Annotated in this window: 19 protein-coding genes; 1 reads left to right on the forward strand and 18 read right to left on the reverse strand. The window is 54.2% G+C overall.

Annotated features, from left to right (window positions below; genetic code table 11):
* Positions 1-39: 39 nt before the first annotated feature.
* The 6 genes from DZC51_RS02020 to DZC51_RS02045 all read right to left on the reverse strand — a co-directional run bounded on the left by DZC51_RS02020 (position 40) and on the right by DZC51_RS02045 (position 5,973).
* Positions 40-1,374: an Ig-like domain-containing protein gene (locus DZC51_RS02020; RefSeq protein ID WP_157293702.1), complete on the reverse strand. Its 1,335-nt coding sequence runs from the start codon at positions 1,372-1,374 to the stop codon at positions 40-42.
* 342 nt (positions 1,375-1,716) lie between these two features.
* Positions 1,717-2,595 carry a ribokinase gene (gene rbsK / locus DZC51_RS02025; protein ID WP_157293703.1) on the reverse strand — a complete coding sequence of 293 codons (879 nt, stop codon included), beginning with the start codon at positions 2,593-2,595 and terminating at the stop codon, positions 1,717-1,719.
* 143 nt (positions 2,596-2,738) lie between these two features.
* A complete protein-coding gene (locus DZC51_RS02030) occupies positions 2,739-3,101 on the reverse strand; it encodes a SpoIIAA family protein (protein ID WP_157293704.1) in 363 nt (120 codons plus the stop codon).
* 125 nt (positions 3,102-3,226) lie between these two features.
* Positions 3,227-4,849, reverse strand: coding sequence for a gamma-glutamyltransferase family protein (locus DZC51_RS02035; RefSeq protein ID WP_157293705.1), 1,623 nt, complete (start codon positions 4,847-4,849; stop codon positions 3,227-3,229).
* A 36-nt stretch (positions 4,850-4,885) separates the two neighbouring features.
* On the reverse strand, positions 4,886-5,422 hold the full coding sequence (locus DZC51_RS02040) for a chromate transporter (protein WP_157293706.1): 537 nt from the start codon (positions 5,420-5,422) through the stop codon (positions 4,886-4,888).
* Positions 5,419-5,973 (reverse strand): chromate transporter, encoded by a 555-nt coding sequence (locus DZC51_RS02045; protein ID WP_157293707.1) that lies wholly within the window; start codon positions 5,971-5,973, stop codon positions 5,419-5,421. Before DZC51_RS02045 ends, DZC51_RS02040 begins: the two co-directional genes overlap by 4 nt.
* Positions 5,974-6,112: 139 nt before the next feature.
* On the opposite strand from DZC51_RS02045, the gene DZC51_RS02050 reads away from it, so the two are divergent.
* Entirely contained in the window at positions 6,113-7,120 is a 1,008-nt protein-coding gene (locus DZC51_RS02050; RefSeq protein ID WP_157293708.1) for a DUF1646 family protein, read from the forward strand.
* Between the two features lie 38 nt (positions 7,121-7,158).
* Here the strand turns inward: DZC51_RS02050 and rsgA are convergent, their stop codons facing one another.
* From rsgA to DZC51_RS02110, 12 genes are all read right to left on the reverse strand, one after another.
* On the reverse strand, positions 7,159-8,244 hold the full coding sequence (gene rsgA / locus DZC51_RS02055) for a ribosome small subunit-dependent GTPase A (RefSeq protein ID WP_157293709.1): 1,086 nt from the start codon (positions 8,242-8,244) through the stop codon (positions 7,159-7,161).
* A 260-nt stretch (positions 8,245-8,504) separates the two neighbouring features.
* A complete protein-coding gene (locus DZC51_RS02060) occupies positions 8,505-9,239 on the reverse strand; it encodes a prolipoprotein diacylglyceryl transferase (RefSeq protein WP_157293710.1) in 735 nt (244 codons plus the stop codon).
* A 65-nt stretch (positions 9,240-9,304) separates the two neighbouring features.
* Positions 9,305-10,072: a hypothetical protein gene (locus tag DZC51_RS02065; RefSeq protein WP_157293711.1), complete on the reverse strand. Its 768-nt coding sequence runs from the start codon at positions 10,070-10,072 to the stop codon at positions 9,305-9,307.
* A 44-nt stretch (positions 10,073-10,116) separates the two neighbouring features.
* Entirely contained in the window at positions 10,117-10,530 is a 414-nt protein-coding gene (locus DZC51_RS02070; RefSeq protein WP_157293712.1) for a hypothetical protein, read from the reverse strand.
* Positions 10,531-10,825: 295 nt separating this feature from the next.
* Positions 10,826-12,028, reverse strand: a complete 1,203-nt coding sequence (locus tag DZC51_RS02075; protein ID WP_157293713.1) for an NRAMP family divalent metal transporter — start codon at positions 12,026-12,028, stop codon at positions 10,826-10,828.
* 58 nt (positions 12,029-12,086) lie between these two features.
* On the reverse strand, positions 12,087-12,860 hold the full coding sequence (locus DZC51_RS02080; protein WP_157293714.1) for a LamB/YcsF family protein: 774 nt from the start codon (positions 12,858-12,860) through the stop codon (positions 12,087-12,089).
* Between the two features lie 2 nt (positions 12,861-12,862).
* A complete protein-coding gene (locus DZC51_RS02085; protein ID WP_157293715.1) occupies positions 12,863-13,870 on the reverse strand; it encodes a 5-oxoprolinase subunit C family protein in 1,008 nt (335 codons plus the stop codon).
* Complete coding sequence (gene pxpB, locus DZC51_RS02090; protein ID WP_157293716.1) at positions 13,857-14,555, reverse strand: 5-oxoprolinase subunit PxpB; 699 nt, start codon at positions 14,553-14,555, stop codon at positions 13,857-13,859. The genes DZC51_RS02085 and pxpB overlap by 14 nt, the downstream gene beginning before the upstream one ends.
* A 150-nt stretch (positions 14,556-14,705) precedes the next feature.
* Complete coding sequence (locus tag DZC51_RS02095) at positions 14,706-15,212, reverse strand: DUF3231 family protein (RefSeq protein WP_157293717.1); 507 nt, start codon at positions 15,210-15,212, stop codon at positions 14,706-14,708.
* A 69-nt stretch (positions 15,213-15,281) separates the two neighbouring features.
* Positions 15,282-15,728, reverse strand: coding sequence for a DUF4385 domain-containing protein (locus tag DZC51_RS02100; RefSeq protein ID WP_157293770.1), 447 nt, complete (start codon positions 15,726-15,728; stop codon positions 15,282-15,284).
* The gene (locus DZC51_RS02105; protein ID WP_157293718.1) at positions 15,718-16,470 is read right to left on the reverse strand and encodes an ABC transporter ATP-binding protein; all 753 of its coding nucleotides are present in this window, start codon (positions 16,468-16,470) and stop codon (positions 15,718-15,720) included. The genes DZC51_RS02100 and DZC51_RS02105 overlap by 11 nt, the downstream gene beginning before the upstream one ends.
* Positions 16,467-17,606: an ABC transporter permease gene (locus tag DZC51_RS02110; RefSeq protein ID WP_157293719.1), complete on the reverse strand. Its 1,140-nt coding sequence runs from the start codon at positions 17,604-17,606 to the stop codon at positions 16,467-16,469. The genes DZC51_RS02105 and DZC51_RS02110 overlap by 4 nt, the downstream gene beginning before the upstream one ends.
* Between the last annotated feature and the right edge of the window lie 198 nt (positions 17,607-17,804).

The following is a 17,804-nucleotide window of genomic DNA, read 5'->3' on the forward strand; positions in this document are numbered from 1 at the left end:
CTTTGTGCTTATGAACGGTGGAAACGGAGGAGAATTAAATCATTTCACCTTTTTGGAAACAGTCTTTGTGTTTTTCGCTTTATCCGAAGCGGAAATTGTTACGGTTGTATTTTTCTTTTGAGCCTTGATAGTAATCTTAAATTCACCCTTGGTATTTGCGGTGCCGGAGCCCAATGTGGTCTTGCCGACCTTTACCGTTACCTTCGCCCCTGCTTCCGTTTTTCCGGCAACTGATTTGTTGCCGGAATAGATGTCTTTGACCGTCAAGGATGGAGCGGTTTTATCCACTACTGTCTTCGTACTCGCTTTGCTGACATTGCCGGCAGAGTCCTTTGCAGTAAAGGTTAACTTCGTGCCTGCTTTGACGGGTTTGATGCTGAGCTTGAAATTTCCTGACTTGTCGGCCTTCGGCGTGCCTAAGGTCGTTTTGCCGTTTTTGACAGTGACCGTGGCATTGGCTTCCGTCTTGCCCGATACGGTTTTGTCATTGTCATCGACAGCATTGACCTTTGGAGATGCAGGGGCCGTTTTATCTGCTACTGTGATGGTCGTCGGTTTGCTTTCATAGCCATCCTGATCTGTCGCCGTTGCCTTTATTTTTGTTCCGGCTTTTATTGGCTTGATGTTGATCTTGAAGTTACCCTTACTATCCACTTTTTGAGACCCCAGCATTGTTTTTCCGTTATAAATTTTGACGGTGGAGCCTTTTTCCGATTTACCCGTGATCACTTTATCATTGTCATCAATGGCATTTACCTTAGGGGCATCAATAACATCCAACATCCCTGCCATCATAAAGTAGTACTCTCCCCATCGCTCCCCGTAATAGTCGAAAGCTAGGATATAATAATCACCCTTCTTTACGGGGACAACCTGATAGGAGAGACCATCCTCATATTCATAAAGTTCCGGTTCAATAAAATTATAGTTACTGTCCACAACCCCATAAATCAACTCATTGACGGGAAACTCAAACTCATCTGTTAACCCCATGACGATCAGGTACTCCTCAGCAGTGGTCACCTTTACCTTGAAAATATCAAGATCACCGTAGTCCATATTCGCTACCATTAATGATAATAGCGGGAGATTATCTGCCAGGTAAAAATCGTCATTGGGTTCGACTTCATAAAAAACATCATCTTCAGCAGCCTTTTCGATCACGGAGCGGCCAGATTCCTGATTGAATCGATTCTTGGTGTTGAATTGGTTTAGGTTGAAAGGCTTTAAATTAATCTTATCCAGCAACTCCTGGTTCGGTTTCACCTCTCCAGGCAACTGGATCTTTTCTTTTAACTCTTCTGGCGACTCCGCGTAAGCACTCGCCCCAAACATACTCGTCATCAATAACGCGGTTGCCATGACACTGGCCATCTTCTTCCCCACCATTTTCAACACCCTCTCCGATTTGCATATGATATTTTCCCCAGAGTATAAATATATTTTTGGCAGCCCGCTATTATACCTACACTAATGATGAATCATAAAAAACCTTTCAAAGAAACAGAGACTCTGATGGGAGCAAATCATCAGCAACTTACCCCGGACCGCAGACCCATAACTGGAAGCACGCTGCACTGGCAGCACTTTGAAGAATACAAAAACATCCTAAAGAGCGTTGAGTATACACAAAGAGTGCACATATCTTTCCAACGCCTTATTAGGATGTTAAAAGATGATTTTTCCGGGTGAGGGATCAGGCCCACCCAGATTCTTTTACTCAGTCAGTTGTAATCTCCTCATCGTTTCTTCGCGTCCGGGCATTCCGCCTTGGGCGCCAAACTTTTCGACAGACAGTGACGCCGCCGCATTCGCGAAGCGGATGGCGTCTGCCATCGGCATCTTTTCCGCCATAGCAACTGCGAGCGCACCGTTGAACGTGTCACCGGCACCGGTCGTGTCGACCGCATTTACCCGGATGCCGGGCACTCTGACATGCCGTTCACCGTCATAATACCGGGCACCGTCCCGGCCAAGTGTGACGATGAGCCGGTTCGGATGTGCTTCCAACGCTTGTTCCCACTTGTCGCCAAACATCATGGCCGCTTCGCTCTCATTCGGCGTGAGAATGGGCTCGTATTTGAGGAATTCCTCGCTGAAGCCGTCTGACGGCGCGGGATTCAGGATAACGGGAACGTGGTTCTTGTGAGCGATTTCGATTGTACGGAGTACGGATGGAATCGGAATCTCCAATTGCATCACGATAAGATCGCTGGAAGCAATGGCCTGTTCGCAGTTATCGATGTCCTCATGCGTCAGTTCATGATTGGCGCCCGGGACCACAATGATCCGGTTATCCCCTTCAGAGAGGAGAATATTTGCTATGCCGCTTGGGCCTTCCACACGTTTTACACCGCTGACATCAACGCCCTTGTTTTTCAGATTTGCAGTGAGTTCATCCCCGAACGGATCGGTGCCGACCGCGCCAATCATCCCGACTTGTCCTCCAAGGCGCGCGGCCGCCACCGCCTGATTGGCCCCCTTGCCGCCTGGAACCGTCGCATGCAGATTGCCGAGGACGGTCTCTCCCTGTTTAGGAAATCGCTCCGTCCCCACTACAAGATCCATATTGATGCTGCCGACTACTGTAATCATGATGACACCTTCTCATATCTACTTTTTCTTAGCGTACCAGAGCGGAAGCCCGGTTGAAATAGCTGTGCGGGGCGAAAAATACAAGCGCGAACCGCACGAAACAGCGAAGCGGCTGCAAATGATCTGCAGCCGCTCCATCACTCCTATTCCTCTCCCAGCCACTCCCACGCCGCTTCGTATTCACCCGGGCTGAAATGCCTCGTCTTCAGCCTGGCGATTTCGCCCATTCCGAGTCCCTGGGCAAACTGCAGCCAGTTCTGCTCGCTCATGAGGGCAACCTTAGTGAAGGCCTTCAGGCGTTTCATATCGAATTGGACGCCTCTGAGCGCATCGGGGATGGAAGCGAGGTCGACCGTACCGACTTCCGCAAAGATTTTAAACTTGCCTTCTTCTTCGTATTTCCTTGAAATTACTTCGTTCAGCTTTAATGCATCTTCCTTGGTAAGAGTTCCGTCGAACTTCAGCGAGATGGTCCGCTCGTCCTGGCTTGGTGTGAACGTCAGCACTTGATCTCCTCCAGATTTGTCCGTTTTCCCTTTTCTTCCCTTCCTTCCTTTCCGCTAACCCGTTCCAGAAAAACGAGGCAAAAGAAAAACGCCGGCGGGATGCCGGCGTTTACTCATTCATTCAATTACCAGACCGCAATGGAGCCGTCCGTCCGGGATTCCGTGCCGGCTTCGAGCACGCCGGTTTCCGGATTGCGCCAGATGATCTGGCCGCGGCCAAAGCCGCCGGAGTCTGTCGCGATCTGGATATCGTGGCCTTTCCGCTGGAGGGCCTGTGCCAGGTGGAGCGGGAAGTCCGGTTCCACCTGGACGGTCTTGCCGCCGACCCATTGCCAGCGCGGCTGATCAAGCGCGGCTTGCGGGTTCAGCCCGAAGTCGACCGTATTGGAGACAACCTGGAAGTGGCCCTGTGGCTGCATATAGCCTCCCATGACGCCGAACGGCCCGACCGCTTCTCCGTCCTTCGTGAGGAAGCCGGGAATGATCGTGTGATATGTCTTCTTGCCCGGTTTCAGATAGTTCGGGTGTTCCGGCTCAAGCGAGAAATCCGCGCCGCGGTTCTGGAGCGCGATGCCGGTGCCTGGCACGACGATCCCGGATCCGAAGCCCATATAGTTGGATTGGATAAAGGACACCATGTTGCCTTCCTCGTCTGCCACTGCAAGATAGACCGTGCCACCCTTCGGCAGCTCGTATGGCTCAGGATCGATCGCCCGTTCTCCAATGACGGCAGCCCGCTTTTCCGCATATTCGGGCGACAGCAGATGCGCCGCTTCGACCGGCATATCGTCAGGCTGGGTGATGAATGTCTTGCCGTCGGTGAATGCCAGCTTCATCGCCTCGATCTGGTGGTGGAGCGTCTCCGCGTCCCCGTAAACCGGCAGATGGCCGCCTGCCGAGTGGATGTTCATCGCCATGAGAGCGACCATTCCTTGGCCGTTCGGCGGAATCTCCCAGACGTCGTAGCCGCGATAGTCGGCAGATACCGGTTCGACCCATTCAGGCTGATAGGCCGCGAGATCTTCCTTGCTCAGGAAACCGCCGTGGGCCTGCACCGCATCGGCAATCTGTTTCGCGAGCGGGCCTTCGTAGAACGCCCGTCCTTCTGTTTCCCCGATCTGGCGGAGTGTGTCGGCATGCCCGGGGGAACGCCACATCTCGCCGGTCTTTGGCGGCCGGCCGTCAGGGGCAAATGTGTCAAACCATGCCTCGAAGGCTTTCCGCTCTTCTTCACTGCCTTCCGAAAGGTTCTTGAACTTGTTGTAGGCCACTTCCCAATACTTGCCGAGGATCGGCGTGAGCGGATAGCCTTCCTCCGCCAGCCGCACAGCGGGCTCGAGCGTCTCCGAAAGGCTCAGCTTTCCGAACTTGCGGGACACTTCCGCCCATGCGGAAGGCGCGCCGGGAACGGTCACCGGGACGGCGCCGAACACCGGCATCTTTTCGTGCCCGAGCGCCTTCACTTTTTCCGCGGTTGCTGCCAGTGCCGACGGGCCGGAGGCGTTGAGCCCGTGGAGCTTGCCTTCCGTCCAGATCAGTGCGAACGCATCTCCGCCGATGCCATTGCTCGTCGGCTCGACGACGGTCAGTGCCGCTGCCGTGGCGATAGCGGCGTCGATGGCATTGCCTCCACGACGCATGATTTCAATACCGGCCTGTGCCGCAAGCGGCTGGCTTGTCGCCACCACACCGTTTTTCGCGAATACCGTATGCCTTTGTGAACTGAACGGATGATACAAGTAATCCATGATGAATCATTTCCCCCTTCTTAGTATGTAGTTGGATCAGCCACCGAGGAAGATGGAGCCATAGATGAGCGCTCCGAGGACGACCCATGTCGGGCTGACTTTGCGGACCTCGAGCAGGATGTAACCTGCCACGATCAGGACGAGTGTGTGGATCCAGCCCGACCCGGTGAACGAATCGAAGAAGAAATCATAGGTCATCACGCCGAGGAGCACGGCAATCGTCGGCCGGACCACTTTTGTCAGCCTTTTGACCTGCGGCGCGTCCTTGTGCCGCATTAGGATTCCGAGAAGCACGACCATGAGAATCAGTGACGGTGCCACCGTCGCGAACAGTGCGATGAAAGCTCCCGGGATTCCGGCGACGTCATAGCCGATGTACGCGGCCATCTTCGTCGCAATCGGACCGGGCAGCCCGTTGCCGAGCGCTACGATCTCACTGAATTCCCCGTTCGACATCCAGCCATACCGGTCAACCACCTCGTGCTGGAGAAGCGGAATCGTCGCAGGACCGCCCCCGTAACCCAGAAGATTGGACGTAAAGTGCGCCCAGAACACTTGCCAGTAAAGAATCATGACGCACCTCCCTTCTTCCGCCACGGGATGAAGGCGGACAGGATCAGGACGGCGATGATGATCGCCGGATGGACACCCGCGAATTCAGTGAGTGCAAGGCTTGCCACAACTAGAACGGCTGTCAGCGGCCAGCCTAGGCCCACTCCGGCTTTTTTCAGGAAGTCGATCGCAAGGACACCGATCATGACGCCGGCGATCGGAATGACCCCTCTTGCCATTCCCTGCACCCACGGCTTGTCTTTGAACGCATTAAGCAGTGTCAGCAGGATCACCATCAAGAAAGCGGTCGGCAGGACTGTGGCGGCCAGGCTCGACAGCATTCCAGGCCATCGGTTGAGCCGCCAGCCGATGTATCCCGACAGTTTTGTGTTGACCGGACCCGGCAACGTGTTCGCCAAGGCAAGGATGTCCGAGAATTCATCATCGTCCATCCACTTATATCGGTCGACAATTTCCCGTTTCATAAGCGGGATGGCGGAAAGTCCGCCACCGTAACCGAGCATCCCGGCCCGGAAAAATGCGATGAACAGATCTTTATTCATATGCAGCATCAACTCATTTCTCAAAACTAGTATTTAGTATAACGAAAAATCAGAGCAATCGGAACATGATCGTGTCGAATTATGCGGACATGTCCTCCTGCTCACCTTCATAAGATGGCAAATAGCCTGAAGCAAAGGAGCAATCGAAGTGACAACCGGACTCCTCATCATTCTTCTCCTTGTTCTCGTCCTGCCGTTTGCCGTGAAGCCCATCGAACGGCAACTGGAACTGTTTCTTCTCGTCATGGGGATCGCTGCGGCCATCACTGGTGGGATGATGAACCGCGAACTGCTCGGACAGGCCTTTTCCGACCCTCTTCCGATCACGCTGACCGTGCTCGGCGCCGGCATCGTCTTCCGCCTGTTTTACCGGCAACTTACGGGGGGCATCCGTTGGCTCCGGAAAGTCGTGCCCGACAGACTTCTTTACGCGTTACTTGTCATCCTGCTCGGACTGGTATCGAGCGTCATTACCGCCATCATCGCAGCGCTTGTGCTCGTCACGGTGACCGGCACATTGGGACTTGCCCGGCGCTCCGAGATCCGGCTCGTCATCCTCGCCTGCTACTCGATTGGTCTTGGTGCCGCACTCACTCCGATCGGTGAACCCCTCTCCACCATCACGGTACAGAAACTGAATGCAGAGTTTTCGTTTCTCTTTAACCTGATCGGCCTGGACGTCCTCACGGCCATCCTGATGTTCGGAATCCTTGCGGCTGTGTGGGTCGACCCGCCGGAAAAAGAGGCCGGCGGCACACCTCCGCCTCCCGAGCCGGTTACCTCGATCTTCACGCGTTCGTTCAAAGTATACCTCTTCATCATGGCACTCACGATGCTCGGCGCCGGATTTGAACCGCTGATCCGCGAGCACCTCACCGATGTCGCACCGGGCACGCTTTACTGGATGAACATGCTGTCCGCCGTCCTTGACAATGCCACGCTGGCTGCTGCCGAAATCAGTCCGCTCATGCAATTTGACGCCATCCGAGCGATCCTTCTCGGTCTTCTCATCAGCGGCGGGATGCTGATCCCCGGGAATATCCCGAACATCATCTCCGCAGGCAAACTCAGGATCAGCAGCGGTGAATGGGCGGCATTCGGCGTTCCGGTCGGACTGGTCGCGTTAGTCGTCTATTACATCATAGGAATTTGGTAATAAAAAAACGGATGCCCCGAGCAAAGGGGGCATCCGTTTTATCGTTTCTGCTTCTGTTTTTGTGCGCGGCGCACGGCCTTGGTCAGGTCCTTGCGCTGCTTTGCGCTTGCCATTCTGGCACGGGCATCGGATTTCTGTTCGATATAGGCGATTTCCCGCTGAAGCTTAAAATAGCTCGTGAGTCTTTCTTCCGGCAGCCGGCCGTCTTCAACTGCTTCGCGGACAGCGCAGCCCGGTTCTTTTCCATGTCCACAGTCGCGGTATCGGCAAGAATCTGCCAGTTCGTCAATATCACTGAAACCGGATTCCAGCCCCTCGCTTTGATCCATCAGCTGGAGTTCGCGCATTCCCGGTGTGTCAATCAGGCAGGCGCCTCCGGGAAGCGGAATCAGTTCACGATGTGTCGTCGTATGGCGCCCTTTTGCGTCATCTTCGCGAATATCTTGCACGGCCATCATTTCCTTGCCCGACAATGCATTCGTCAGGGTCGACTTGCCAGCGCCCGATGAACCGAGAAGTGCGGCCGTCACCCCTTCGCCCAGAAAGCTGCGGACTTCGTCCAGCCCTTCGCCGGTTACCGCACTTACGAGCACCGTATCAACCCCAAACGCAATGCCTCCGAGCTCATCAAGATAATCGGATGGATTTTCGCACAAATCCTTTTTCGTCAGCACGATCACCGGCCTTGCTCCGGAATCCCAGGCCGCTACCAAGTAACGCTCGAGCCTCCGGGCATTAAAGTCAGCATTTAGACTCATGACGAGAAAAACGATATCCACATTCGCCGCAACAATCTGTTCCTCGGCACGCTGCCCCGCTTCCTTTCGCGTGAAGACCGAAGTCCGGTCGAGCAGCGCATGAATGATGCCTTTTTCCTCGCCGGGCATTTGCTCCACGAGCACCCAGTCCCCGACCGATGGGAAATCCATCCGTCCGGACGAACGGAACGCATAGCTGCCCGAAACTGTAGAAAGCCACTCCCCATGCTCCGTCACCACGCGGTACATCCGCTTATGTTCAAGAACCACCCGGCCAGGAATGCACCGGGAAAATTCGGGTGTCGCCATCAGGCTTTCCGCCTGCGCCTTGAACGGATCTTTAAAACCATATTGGGTCATATTCAAATTTATTTCCTCCTGTTATGTCCGTGTCCATAAGAAAAACCTCCGACAGCATACCGGCAATCCGGCGGCTGTGGAGGTTCTCAGGCACGCGAAACAGGAGAACGCGTCAAAACGCGCCCCGCAGGCGTGTGAGTCCAGGCCGACCGGATTGTTTTATTGCAATCTGTACGTTTGCCATCTCACATCACCTGCTTTCCGTTGTTTGGTAAAAACAGAATACCAAGACGGGGCCTGTCCCGTCAATCGGTTTCTGAAAATTATTATTCTGCGCCAGATTCATCGGCTGGAGATGCATCTTGAGCGGAAGAGTCTGCAGATGGTGCTTCTGGCGCCGGAGTAGTTGGCTGGCTGGTTTCCGTCGGCTGAGTGTTTTCAGCCGGTTCGGTTGTTGCAGGTGGTGCCGGCTGTTCCGGAGCTTTCTCGGTTTTCTTGGCAGGCGCCCCTGTTTCTGGTTGTGCTGATTCAGCCGGGTTCTCAGGTACTGTCTGCTGATCCGGTTGATTAGCTGGTGCCGGCTGCGGTGCCGAGTCTATTTTCTTCGGCTGGTTCTTCTCCGCCATTTTCTTCGCCTTATCAGCGGCCTTGTCGATCTCCTTAATGGCCTTTTGCACTTCTTTCTCTACCTCGTCAAGATATTCCTGCTTGTCCCAGTCCGCACTACCTTGTCCGATCCCTGCCATCAGACTGGCTGCATAATCACGGAGCGCCTGGACACGTCGGGCTTTCTCGGCATTTGTAAAATCCTCAATCTCCTTTGCCGCTCCGCCGATTGATTGGTTCAGTTCTGCCTGAAGTTCACCCATCAGTCTGTTTTTCTCCGTCTTGATGGCCGCATCAATTTCATTCACTGACTGCGATCGCTTGCCGTTAAACCAGTTTTCCAGCATCGCCCCCGCGTCTTGCCCTGCATTCGCCCTCATCAGACCGCTTCCTGCAATTACTAACAGACAGACTGCAATGACCAAAAGCAGGCGCTTATAAAACTTGTCGGACACACTTCCACCCCCTTATAGAAGAATAGGACCTCGGAAGTCGAGGTCCTGTTTTAACTCTTTTAAAATCAGATACCGTTGACGAGATTTTGCATCTGCTGTTTCGCATCCCCTTCAAGTAGGTCTGCTTGGGCTTGAATTGCATCTTTCTGTGCAGTTACAAGTTGATCTTTCCTAGTGTTAACGACGCCGCGAAGACGCTCAATTTCAGCATCGATCATGCCTTTGATTTCTTCAACAGAAGCATCTTTGTTTTCTTGGAGCTTCGCAGCCAGATCACCTTTTACGTATTTAATAGTTTCATCTACTTCACCGACTGCAGTAGTTGTAGTTTGCTCAAGGTGGGCATTCAGAGCATCAAGGGCTTCCTGGCCTTTTGCATCTGAATGTTTTTTCAAATCGGCAAGTGCTTGGTTCTGGGCAGCCTTACCCGCATTCTGTATTAAGAATTTTGATGCATTTTCTAATGCCAAGAATTGACTATCCATATATCCTGCAATCCTTGAATATTCCGTTTTCAAAGCATCTACGTGCTCATCGGCAGCTGTTTCAATCTTAGCAGAAGCCGCATCACTACTAGCTGTCCCGGCATTCAAAATGTCCTGCCCAGCTCCACTTTTAATAGTATTGTATTCTGCCCATGCGTCTTCAGCTGCTCCTTTACCGTAAGCACCTGTTTCATTCGCAATCTCAACAGAGGTGTTTGTGAATTGTCCCTTATACCAATTTGATAGTTTCGCCCCCGCATCCGATGCCCCAAATGCAACACCGCCGCCACCTACGAGTAGTACTGCTGCTGTCCCTGCTGCTACCTTGCTTTTCATCGTCTTCAACATTTGTCATTTCCCCATTTCTTCGTGTATTGGTATGGTTGGATGTCTCAGTGCTCGCTGAGCACGTCTTCCAAGATGCGGTTGACATCCGATTCAATCTCCGCTTCCAGTTGTTTGCCGGCGGTGCCATCCTTCAGGTCTTCCTTGATGGCCGCCGCGGACTGTTTCAGCTCGGCTTCCAATTTCAGCCGGTGGGCTTCCAACTCTCTTGCAACACGCTCTTCCTCGGCCTCCCCCAAATCGAGGATGTCAGCTCCAAGTCTATTTTTTGCTGACATGACGTAAGTCCCGAAGTCTGCAAGAAGTTCGGCGGTGTGTTGTTCCGCCTCGGCGGCAATCCCCTCACTCTCCTTCCGGAAGGCATCTTCATACCAGCCGGATAGGGAGCCCGATGCGTATGCATGCATAGTGCCCGCAACGGCGATCAGGGTAAACGCCGTTACGGTCAACCTATTTTTCATCTCATCTCCCCCCTCCGGCTGCGGTCTCTGCCCTGCCTTATATATATATGCCGTTTCTATCACCACTTATGACTAAATTCTTATAAAAATTTTAAAAACATATAAACCAGTACATTCTCTACCTATGTAAATAGTCTCGTGAAATAAAATACGGACTTCAAATGGAAGTCCGTTTAGCTCCTACTATTCACTTGATCCGGTATGGCGGACTGAACCTAACTAGTAGTAATGCTATCTCGAAAAGACAGCAAGAATATAAAACCGGACTCTCATTCGAGTCCGGTTTTAATATAAATCACTTAAACAATTGCGGAATCCCATTGATCAGGGAATACCCACCCATCAGGGCCATTGCGATGACCGTGATCACGCCGACAACAGTCAGCCACATCGGGTGTTTGTAATCCCCGACGATGCGTGCTTTGTAAGCGGCAATCAGCATGACGCCAAGTGCGAGCGGCAGGATGAGGCCATTCAGCGAGCCGACGAGGACCAGTATTTTGACCGGTTGTCCGACAATGACAAAGACGAGAGTCGAAATCAGAATGAATCCGATGATGAATTTCTTGGCATGCCGGTCGATCCACGGGCTGAACGACCGGATAAAGGAAACGGACGTGTATGCAGCCCCGACGACGGATGTCACTGCTGCGGACCACATGACGACACCGAAAATCTTATACCCGATGTTTCCAGCCGCATGCTGGAAGACGGATGCCGGCGGATTGCCCGGATCCAGTTTCAGCCCTTGCGAGACGACACCCAGGACGGCAAGAAACAGAAGGATTCGCATAAGCGAGGCGACCCCGATGGCAGTGACCGCGCTTTTGGTGACAACAGGAAGGTATTCTTTCCCCTTGATGCCGGCATCAATCAGCCGGTGGCCGCCCGCGAATGTAATGTAACCGCCGACTGTTCCTCCGACAAGCGTGACGATCGCCAGAATATCCAGCTCGAGTGGTGCAACGGTCCGCAGCGCCGCTTCCCCGTATGGGGGTTGCGCGGTGAACATCACATAAAGCGTGAGGGCGATCATGACAAAGCCCAGAATTTGCGTAAACCGGTCCATGGCGCGGCCCGCTTCCTTGACGACAAAGATGCCGACAGCGAGAACGCAGCTGATGATGGCACCTGTTTTCGGATCGATGCCAAACAGCACATTCGCACCCAGTCCCGCACCGCCGATGTTGCCGATGTTAAAGGCGAGACCGCCCATCACGACAAGCAATGCCAGCACATAGCCGAGGCCGGGCAGTACATCGTTTGCAATGTCCTGCGCCCGCTTGCCGGAGACGGCGATGATCCGCCAGATGTTCAGCTGCGCTGCAATGTCGATCAGAACGGAAATGAGGATGACGAATGCGAAACTCGCCAAGAGCTGTTCCGTGAATACGGTTGTCTGCGTCAGAAAGCCCGGTCCGATGGCCGAGGTGGCCATCAGGAACGCGGCACCGAGCATGACACTCCGCAATTGTTTTTTCTCTAATGTCTGATTCATTTGTTTCCCCCTGAATGAAGCATGATTCGCTCTTTCTCTTGGATCTGCCTGTTCCTAATCATGAAAATCGGCTGCCGATTTTCTCCACCCGGACCCCTTCATCGGGCAGCAGGCCTTTGAGCCGCCGGGCGAACTCGAGTGCGGTTACGCCGTCGCCATGGATGCAGACAGTATCTGCCCTCAAGGCAAAGTCCGTCTCATCGACTGTCCGCACCTTACCCTCTTTTACCATCCGGACCACCTGGGCACCTGCAATTTCCGGATCGGTGATCAGGGCGTTAGGTTCACGTCGGTTTGTGAGTGATCCGTCCGGCTGATAAGTGCGATCCGAGAAGACTTCGCTGGCGGTCCGGAGGCCAATTTTCTCTCCGGCCCTGACCAGTTCGCTGCCCGACAGGCCGAACAGAATCAGTTCAGGATTGACCGCGTACACCGCCTCCGCAATCGCCTCCGCCAGTGAAGAGTCTTTCGCTGCCATGTTATAGAGCGCGCCGTGCGGCTTGACGTGCTGCATCACGCCTCCCTCTGCCCGGACGAACGCATCGAGCGCGCCGATCTGGTACATCGTGAGGTCATACGCCTCTTCCGCTGAAATCGCCATGGCTCGCCTGCCAAAACCGGACAGGTCCGGTGTTCCGGGGTGGGCTCCGATGCCGACGCCTTTTTCCAGTGCCATCCTAACCGTTTTCTTCATGACCGACGGATCGCCCGCGTGGAAACCGCAGGCAACGTTGGCACTTGTGATGAGATCGAGGATGTCCTCATCATTCCCCATCGTGTAGGCACCGAACGATTCTCCCAAATCGCAGTTCAGGTCTACTTGATAATCCATGTTTATACCCCTTTCATTTTCAGCTCAATGGCCAATTTTAGTTCCGCGAGTTCTTTCTTTTGCTGCATCAGCAGCTGCTGGGCCTCTTCGACGGACACTTCCCTGAATCGCAGCTTTGCCCCCGGCTTCATCTGGGCGACAAGCGGAAGGTCGACCGTTGCCGCCTGGCCGATCTTCGGGTAGCCCCCGGTTGTCTGCCGGTCGGCCATAAGCAGGATCGGGTTTCCGCCAGACGGCACCTGGACCGCTCCTGCCACGACCCCTTCCGAAAGAAGCTCACGCGGCTCGGACAGACGGAGCGTCTCGCCTTTCAGCCTGTAGCCCATCCGGTCCGATTCGGAAGAGACGGTGAACGTTCCGTTAAAGAACAGTGACCTGCTTTCTCCATCAAACCAGTGATGCTGCGGCCCTTTCATCATCCGGATTTCCGCTTCGCTTCCGTAACGTGGCATCAGATCATCCGAAACGGACCAGTCCGCTGCGCAAAATTTCTTGCCGGTTGCACCGGACAGTGCTTTTTCTGACCACTGCTTTGCGGGAGCGGATGGATTTCCGACCGGCAGCCGGTCCCCCTTCTCCAGGCAGCGGCCTTCGAAACCGCCGATTCGGGCCTTGGCATATGTCGACCTGCTGCCCATCACTTCCGGCACGTCGATCCCGCCTGCAACGGCCACATAGACCCTGCAGCCCGAGACAGGCTTGCCGAATGTGAGGGCAGCACCTGCCTTTACTGCGACCGGCCTCCACATCGGGACTGGTTCGCCATCAATGCTTGGCGACAGGTCCCCTCCTGCCAATGCAATCAGATTGTCCGCCTCAAAGCGGATTGTTGGCCCGGCAAGTGCCGCTTCGATCGTGGCACATGTTTCACTGTTTCCGACCAGCAGATTCGCTACCCGGTGTGCATATGTATCCATCGCGCCGCCCGCGACCACCCCGTACTGCTGGAAGCCCGGGCGACCCAAATCCTGGACGGACGTCTGGAGGCCCGGCTTTTCAATCATGAGCATGACGGTCAGCCTCCATCTGTAAGTATTCATCGGTTGAGATCGGCCTGAACCTGACTTGATCCCCTGGCCGGAGGAGGCTCGGAATCTCTTCGTCAGGCAGGAACAGTTCGATCGGCGTCCTGCCGATGAGCTGCCATCCACCCGGCGTTCCGATCGGATAAACACCGGTCTGTGCACCGGCGATCCCTACTGTCCTGGCCGGTATCTCCAGCCTTGGTGACGGCCGCCTCGGGGCTGCGATCCGTTCATCCATTCCGCCCAGGAAAGGGAACCCGGGGGCGAAACCGATCATCTTCACGTCATATGTAGTGCCGGAGTGGATCCGGATGACTTCTTCCTCGGTCAGTCCGTTGTGTTCCGCGACAAATGCAAGGTCAGGCCCGAACTCGCCACCGTAACAAACGGGGATTTCGACGGTACGGCCATCTCCTTTTCCGGCCGGCCTGATATCCGACAATAGTTCACGCAACTTCCTCTCCATTGCGCTGTAAGTCATTCCTCCATCAGCCTCATAGCAGACCGTGACCGTAATGTAAGCCTGGATCACGTCGGACACGCCGGGAATCTCTGCCCGGGTGATGGTTTCGGCAATCGCCCGCACCATTGCTGTGGATTCTTCACTGATCGACTCACCGGCCGTTACAACGATTGCCCCGTCCCCAAGCGGGTGGTAGTTCAACTCCATAGACATCCCTTCTTTCTATCCAGACTCTTTTGACAGATTCCGTCGAAAATCCTCCCTAAGAAACGAATCTTGTCGCTTTCCTTCTTATGGAAAGCTGAGTGGCAGCCAGGGAATGACAAAAGCGCCCCGCATCGGCGGAGCGCTTTTTGTTCAGTTGCTTTTCTGCTGGTGGAGCGGCGGCGTCATCAGCCAGCCTTTCTGCTTCGTAAGACGGAGCAGCCTGGCTCCCGCAGTGGCGCGGTCAGCATGGAACCGGGCAAAATGCGCCGCCACATCCTCGCGGCTGCACTGGCCCATAACTTCACTGCAGGATACAAGTCCCTGTCCGGCGTTGACGCCGAGAATTGCGGCAATTTCCTGGTCCGCGAATTTTGCGCCGGGCGGAATGTCCTCGGAAGAAGCTTTCCCGCGGGACGGCAGTGCCGGCGGCGGTGTGACGCCGTTTTCCTTCAGGATCTTCTCGATCGATGTATTTTCGGACTTCATCATCTTGATTGAATCCTCGATCACACCGATCAGTTCCTTGTCGCCCGCATGATTCACAAATGCCTCGTACATACTGACCAAGCCATTGTTCGCGGCAACGTAAGCCCAGAGTCCGACGACTTCACCATAATGCAGCGGTTCATTTTTCGGATTGTCACTCATGACACCCATTGGCGAATCCCCCATCCTTTCAGTAATCACATTCAGTATGGGGAGATTCGGTACATTTATGCAGATAAATTATCCGTATTTTTTCTGATGCTCTTTTTTGCGCCCGAGATAGTCCTCGTCTTCACGGATCCGGTCCCAGTATTCTTTGAAGATGGCTGCGGATTCGGCCTTTACCGGATCCTCGGTCCGCTCGTGTGTCGTCCCGTCCTCCTTATACTTCCGGCCGCCCTTATAGTTGGTGTAGCGCCGTGCCCTCGTATAGCCCATCTGGATAAATTTGCGCGCCATATCCATGCCGACAAAGTCATCGTCTTTCCGGTAATCCTCAAACATTTCATAAAGCGTCTCGGCGGACTTTTTGGCAATGTCCGGCGTCCGGAACCGCCAATGAGGAAGAAGTTCTCCTTTATAGGGCTCGACGAGCAGCACACCCTGTTCGCCCCTGCCGACCCTGTACAGATCGGGACGTTGCCTGAAATCGATGCTGTCGAAATCAAGCTCGTAGTCAAATGCCATCTTCATTCCCGCCTTTCTCCAGGAAATCCGTCCGCCCTTCATCAAGCGACGCAGCACCGCCTTTTTCGGTTTCAAGATGCAGGACGCCATCAACCATCTTATAAACCTTGTCCACGTAATCGGTCAGCCGTGTATCGTGGGTCACGACAATTGTTGCGGCGTCTTTCTTCACGGCTGCGCTTTTCAGGAGTTTCATCACTTCGAATGCCCGATCCGAGTCGAGCGAGGCAGTCGGCTCATCGGCCAGCAGGAGCGACGGGTTGCTGTAGAGCGCCTTCGCGATGGCAACGCGCTGCCGCTCCCCGCCCGACAGGTCATTCGGATATTTTTCCGTCAGCTTTGTAATGCCAAGTTCCTCCATCAATCCTTTCCGCTCTTCCTTCGTCATGTTGCCTTTCTTGACCTTATCCAGCAGCTTCAGCTGGTCGGAGACCGTCAGGAAAGGGACAAGGTTCGAGGACTGGAGGATGAACCCGACATGCTCGAGGCGCACTTTGGAGCGGTCCTTTTCCCCGAGTTCGGTGATCCGCTCGCCGGCAATCCGCACTTCTCCCTCGGTCGGCCCCTGCAGGCCGCCGGCAATCGTCAGAAGTGTCGACTTCCCTGAGCCTGATGGCCCGATGATTGCAATCACCTCACCGCGGCTCACATCCAGCGAAGTTTTCTTGAGTGCCCGGACTTCCGTCCTTCCCGAGCCGAATGTTTTCGTCACATCTTCCATCTGCAGTACATGTTCCGTCATCCCGAGATCGCCTCCAGCGGATCAATTTTCACAATCGTCCATACCGATACGAGTGCCCCAAGGATCGCGACCGCGATCAGAACGGCGCCGTAGATGGCCATCATGCCGTAGTCAAATGACACCGGCACAGCCGCCGGCAAAAACTGACCTGTCAGCACCGTCAGGCCGAAACCGATCAGCACGCCAATGACCGCCAGGATGAACGTTTGCGCGATAACTGACCGGGACAGATACGCGCTCGAGATGCCCTGCGCCTTCATGACTCCAAACATGCTGATCTTCTGTACTGTGAGCACATACAGGAAGATCGCAACAACTGCCGCCGAAATGGCGAACAGGAAGTAGATCATAAATGTCAGTGTCAAATTTTGCTCGGTGTAGCCCGGAAGATTTTCGATGAACGTTTCAGACTCCAAATATTCAAGATCATCCGGTACTTCATCGGGCTGGCTGCCTTTGACGACGATTGCATTCACCATCTCTGGCTGTTCCACTGTTTCCCCGGGTAGTCCCTGGTCGGTCTCTGCGGGCTGCCCGTCAGGATTCTCAGCGCTCCCTTCCTGCTGGGCCATTGCCGCGGCACCCGGACGCACCTTTTCAAAATCCTCCAGATTCATATATAGTACCGGGGCTGCATTAAAACGGGCATCGTCCGTGAATCCCGTGATGGTGAGCGTCACTTCGGATCCGGAAAGGTCCAGCTCATCACCGACGGAGAACCCTTCCTCCTTCAGGCTGTCCGACGCGATCACCTCGAACTCATCCGAGAACTCGTCGCCTTCGGTCGGCTCCGGCATGATGAACTCATCCGGGCGGATGCCGAACAGGGCGACACCGCTCTTCGCATCTCCATTATCGGCAATCAGATTCGTCTGGGCGAGCACCGCCGTTTCATCCGCCACGACATCATCGGCGAGGTCAACCTCCATCATTGACTGCGTCAGGCTCTTATCCGACTCATCAGTCAGATAGATGCCATCCGCCTGCCACTTATCGACCGCCTCCCGGTTCAGACCAGCCAGACCCGATGCCAGACCTGACAGGAAGAATACGAGATATGACACTAGCAGCAGAACGGCCGTTACAAGCGCAAACCGGAGTTTACTTTGCCTGATTTCTCTCCATGCCAAAAACATGTCCCCAACTCCTCTGATTTTGAAAAAACCTTCTTCTTTGTACCTATTACTTCTACCCCAGGCTCTGAAGCGGAAACCGTTGCGATAGTTTAAATATGACTGATTCTCACATCACCTAATGTGCAATCGAGTCGTTGGTCTTTTTAACCGGTTATGAGATGATAGAGGAAATATTCTGTGTATATAAGGAGGAACAAA

It is taken from the genome of Bhargavaea sp. CC-171006, from assembly GCF_009761675.1.
In the GTDB taxonomy this organism is placed as follows: domain Bacteria; phylum Bacillota; class Bacilli; order Bacillales_A; family Planococcaceae; genus Bhargavaea; species Bhargavaea changchunensis.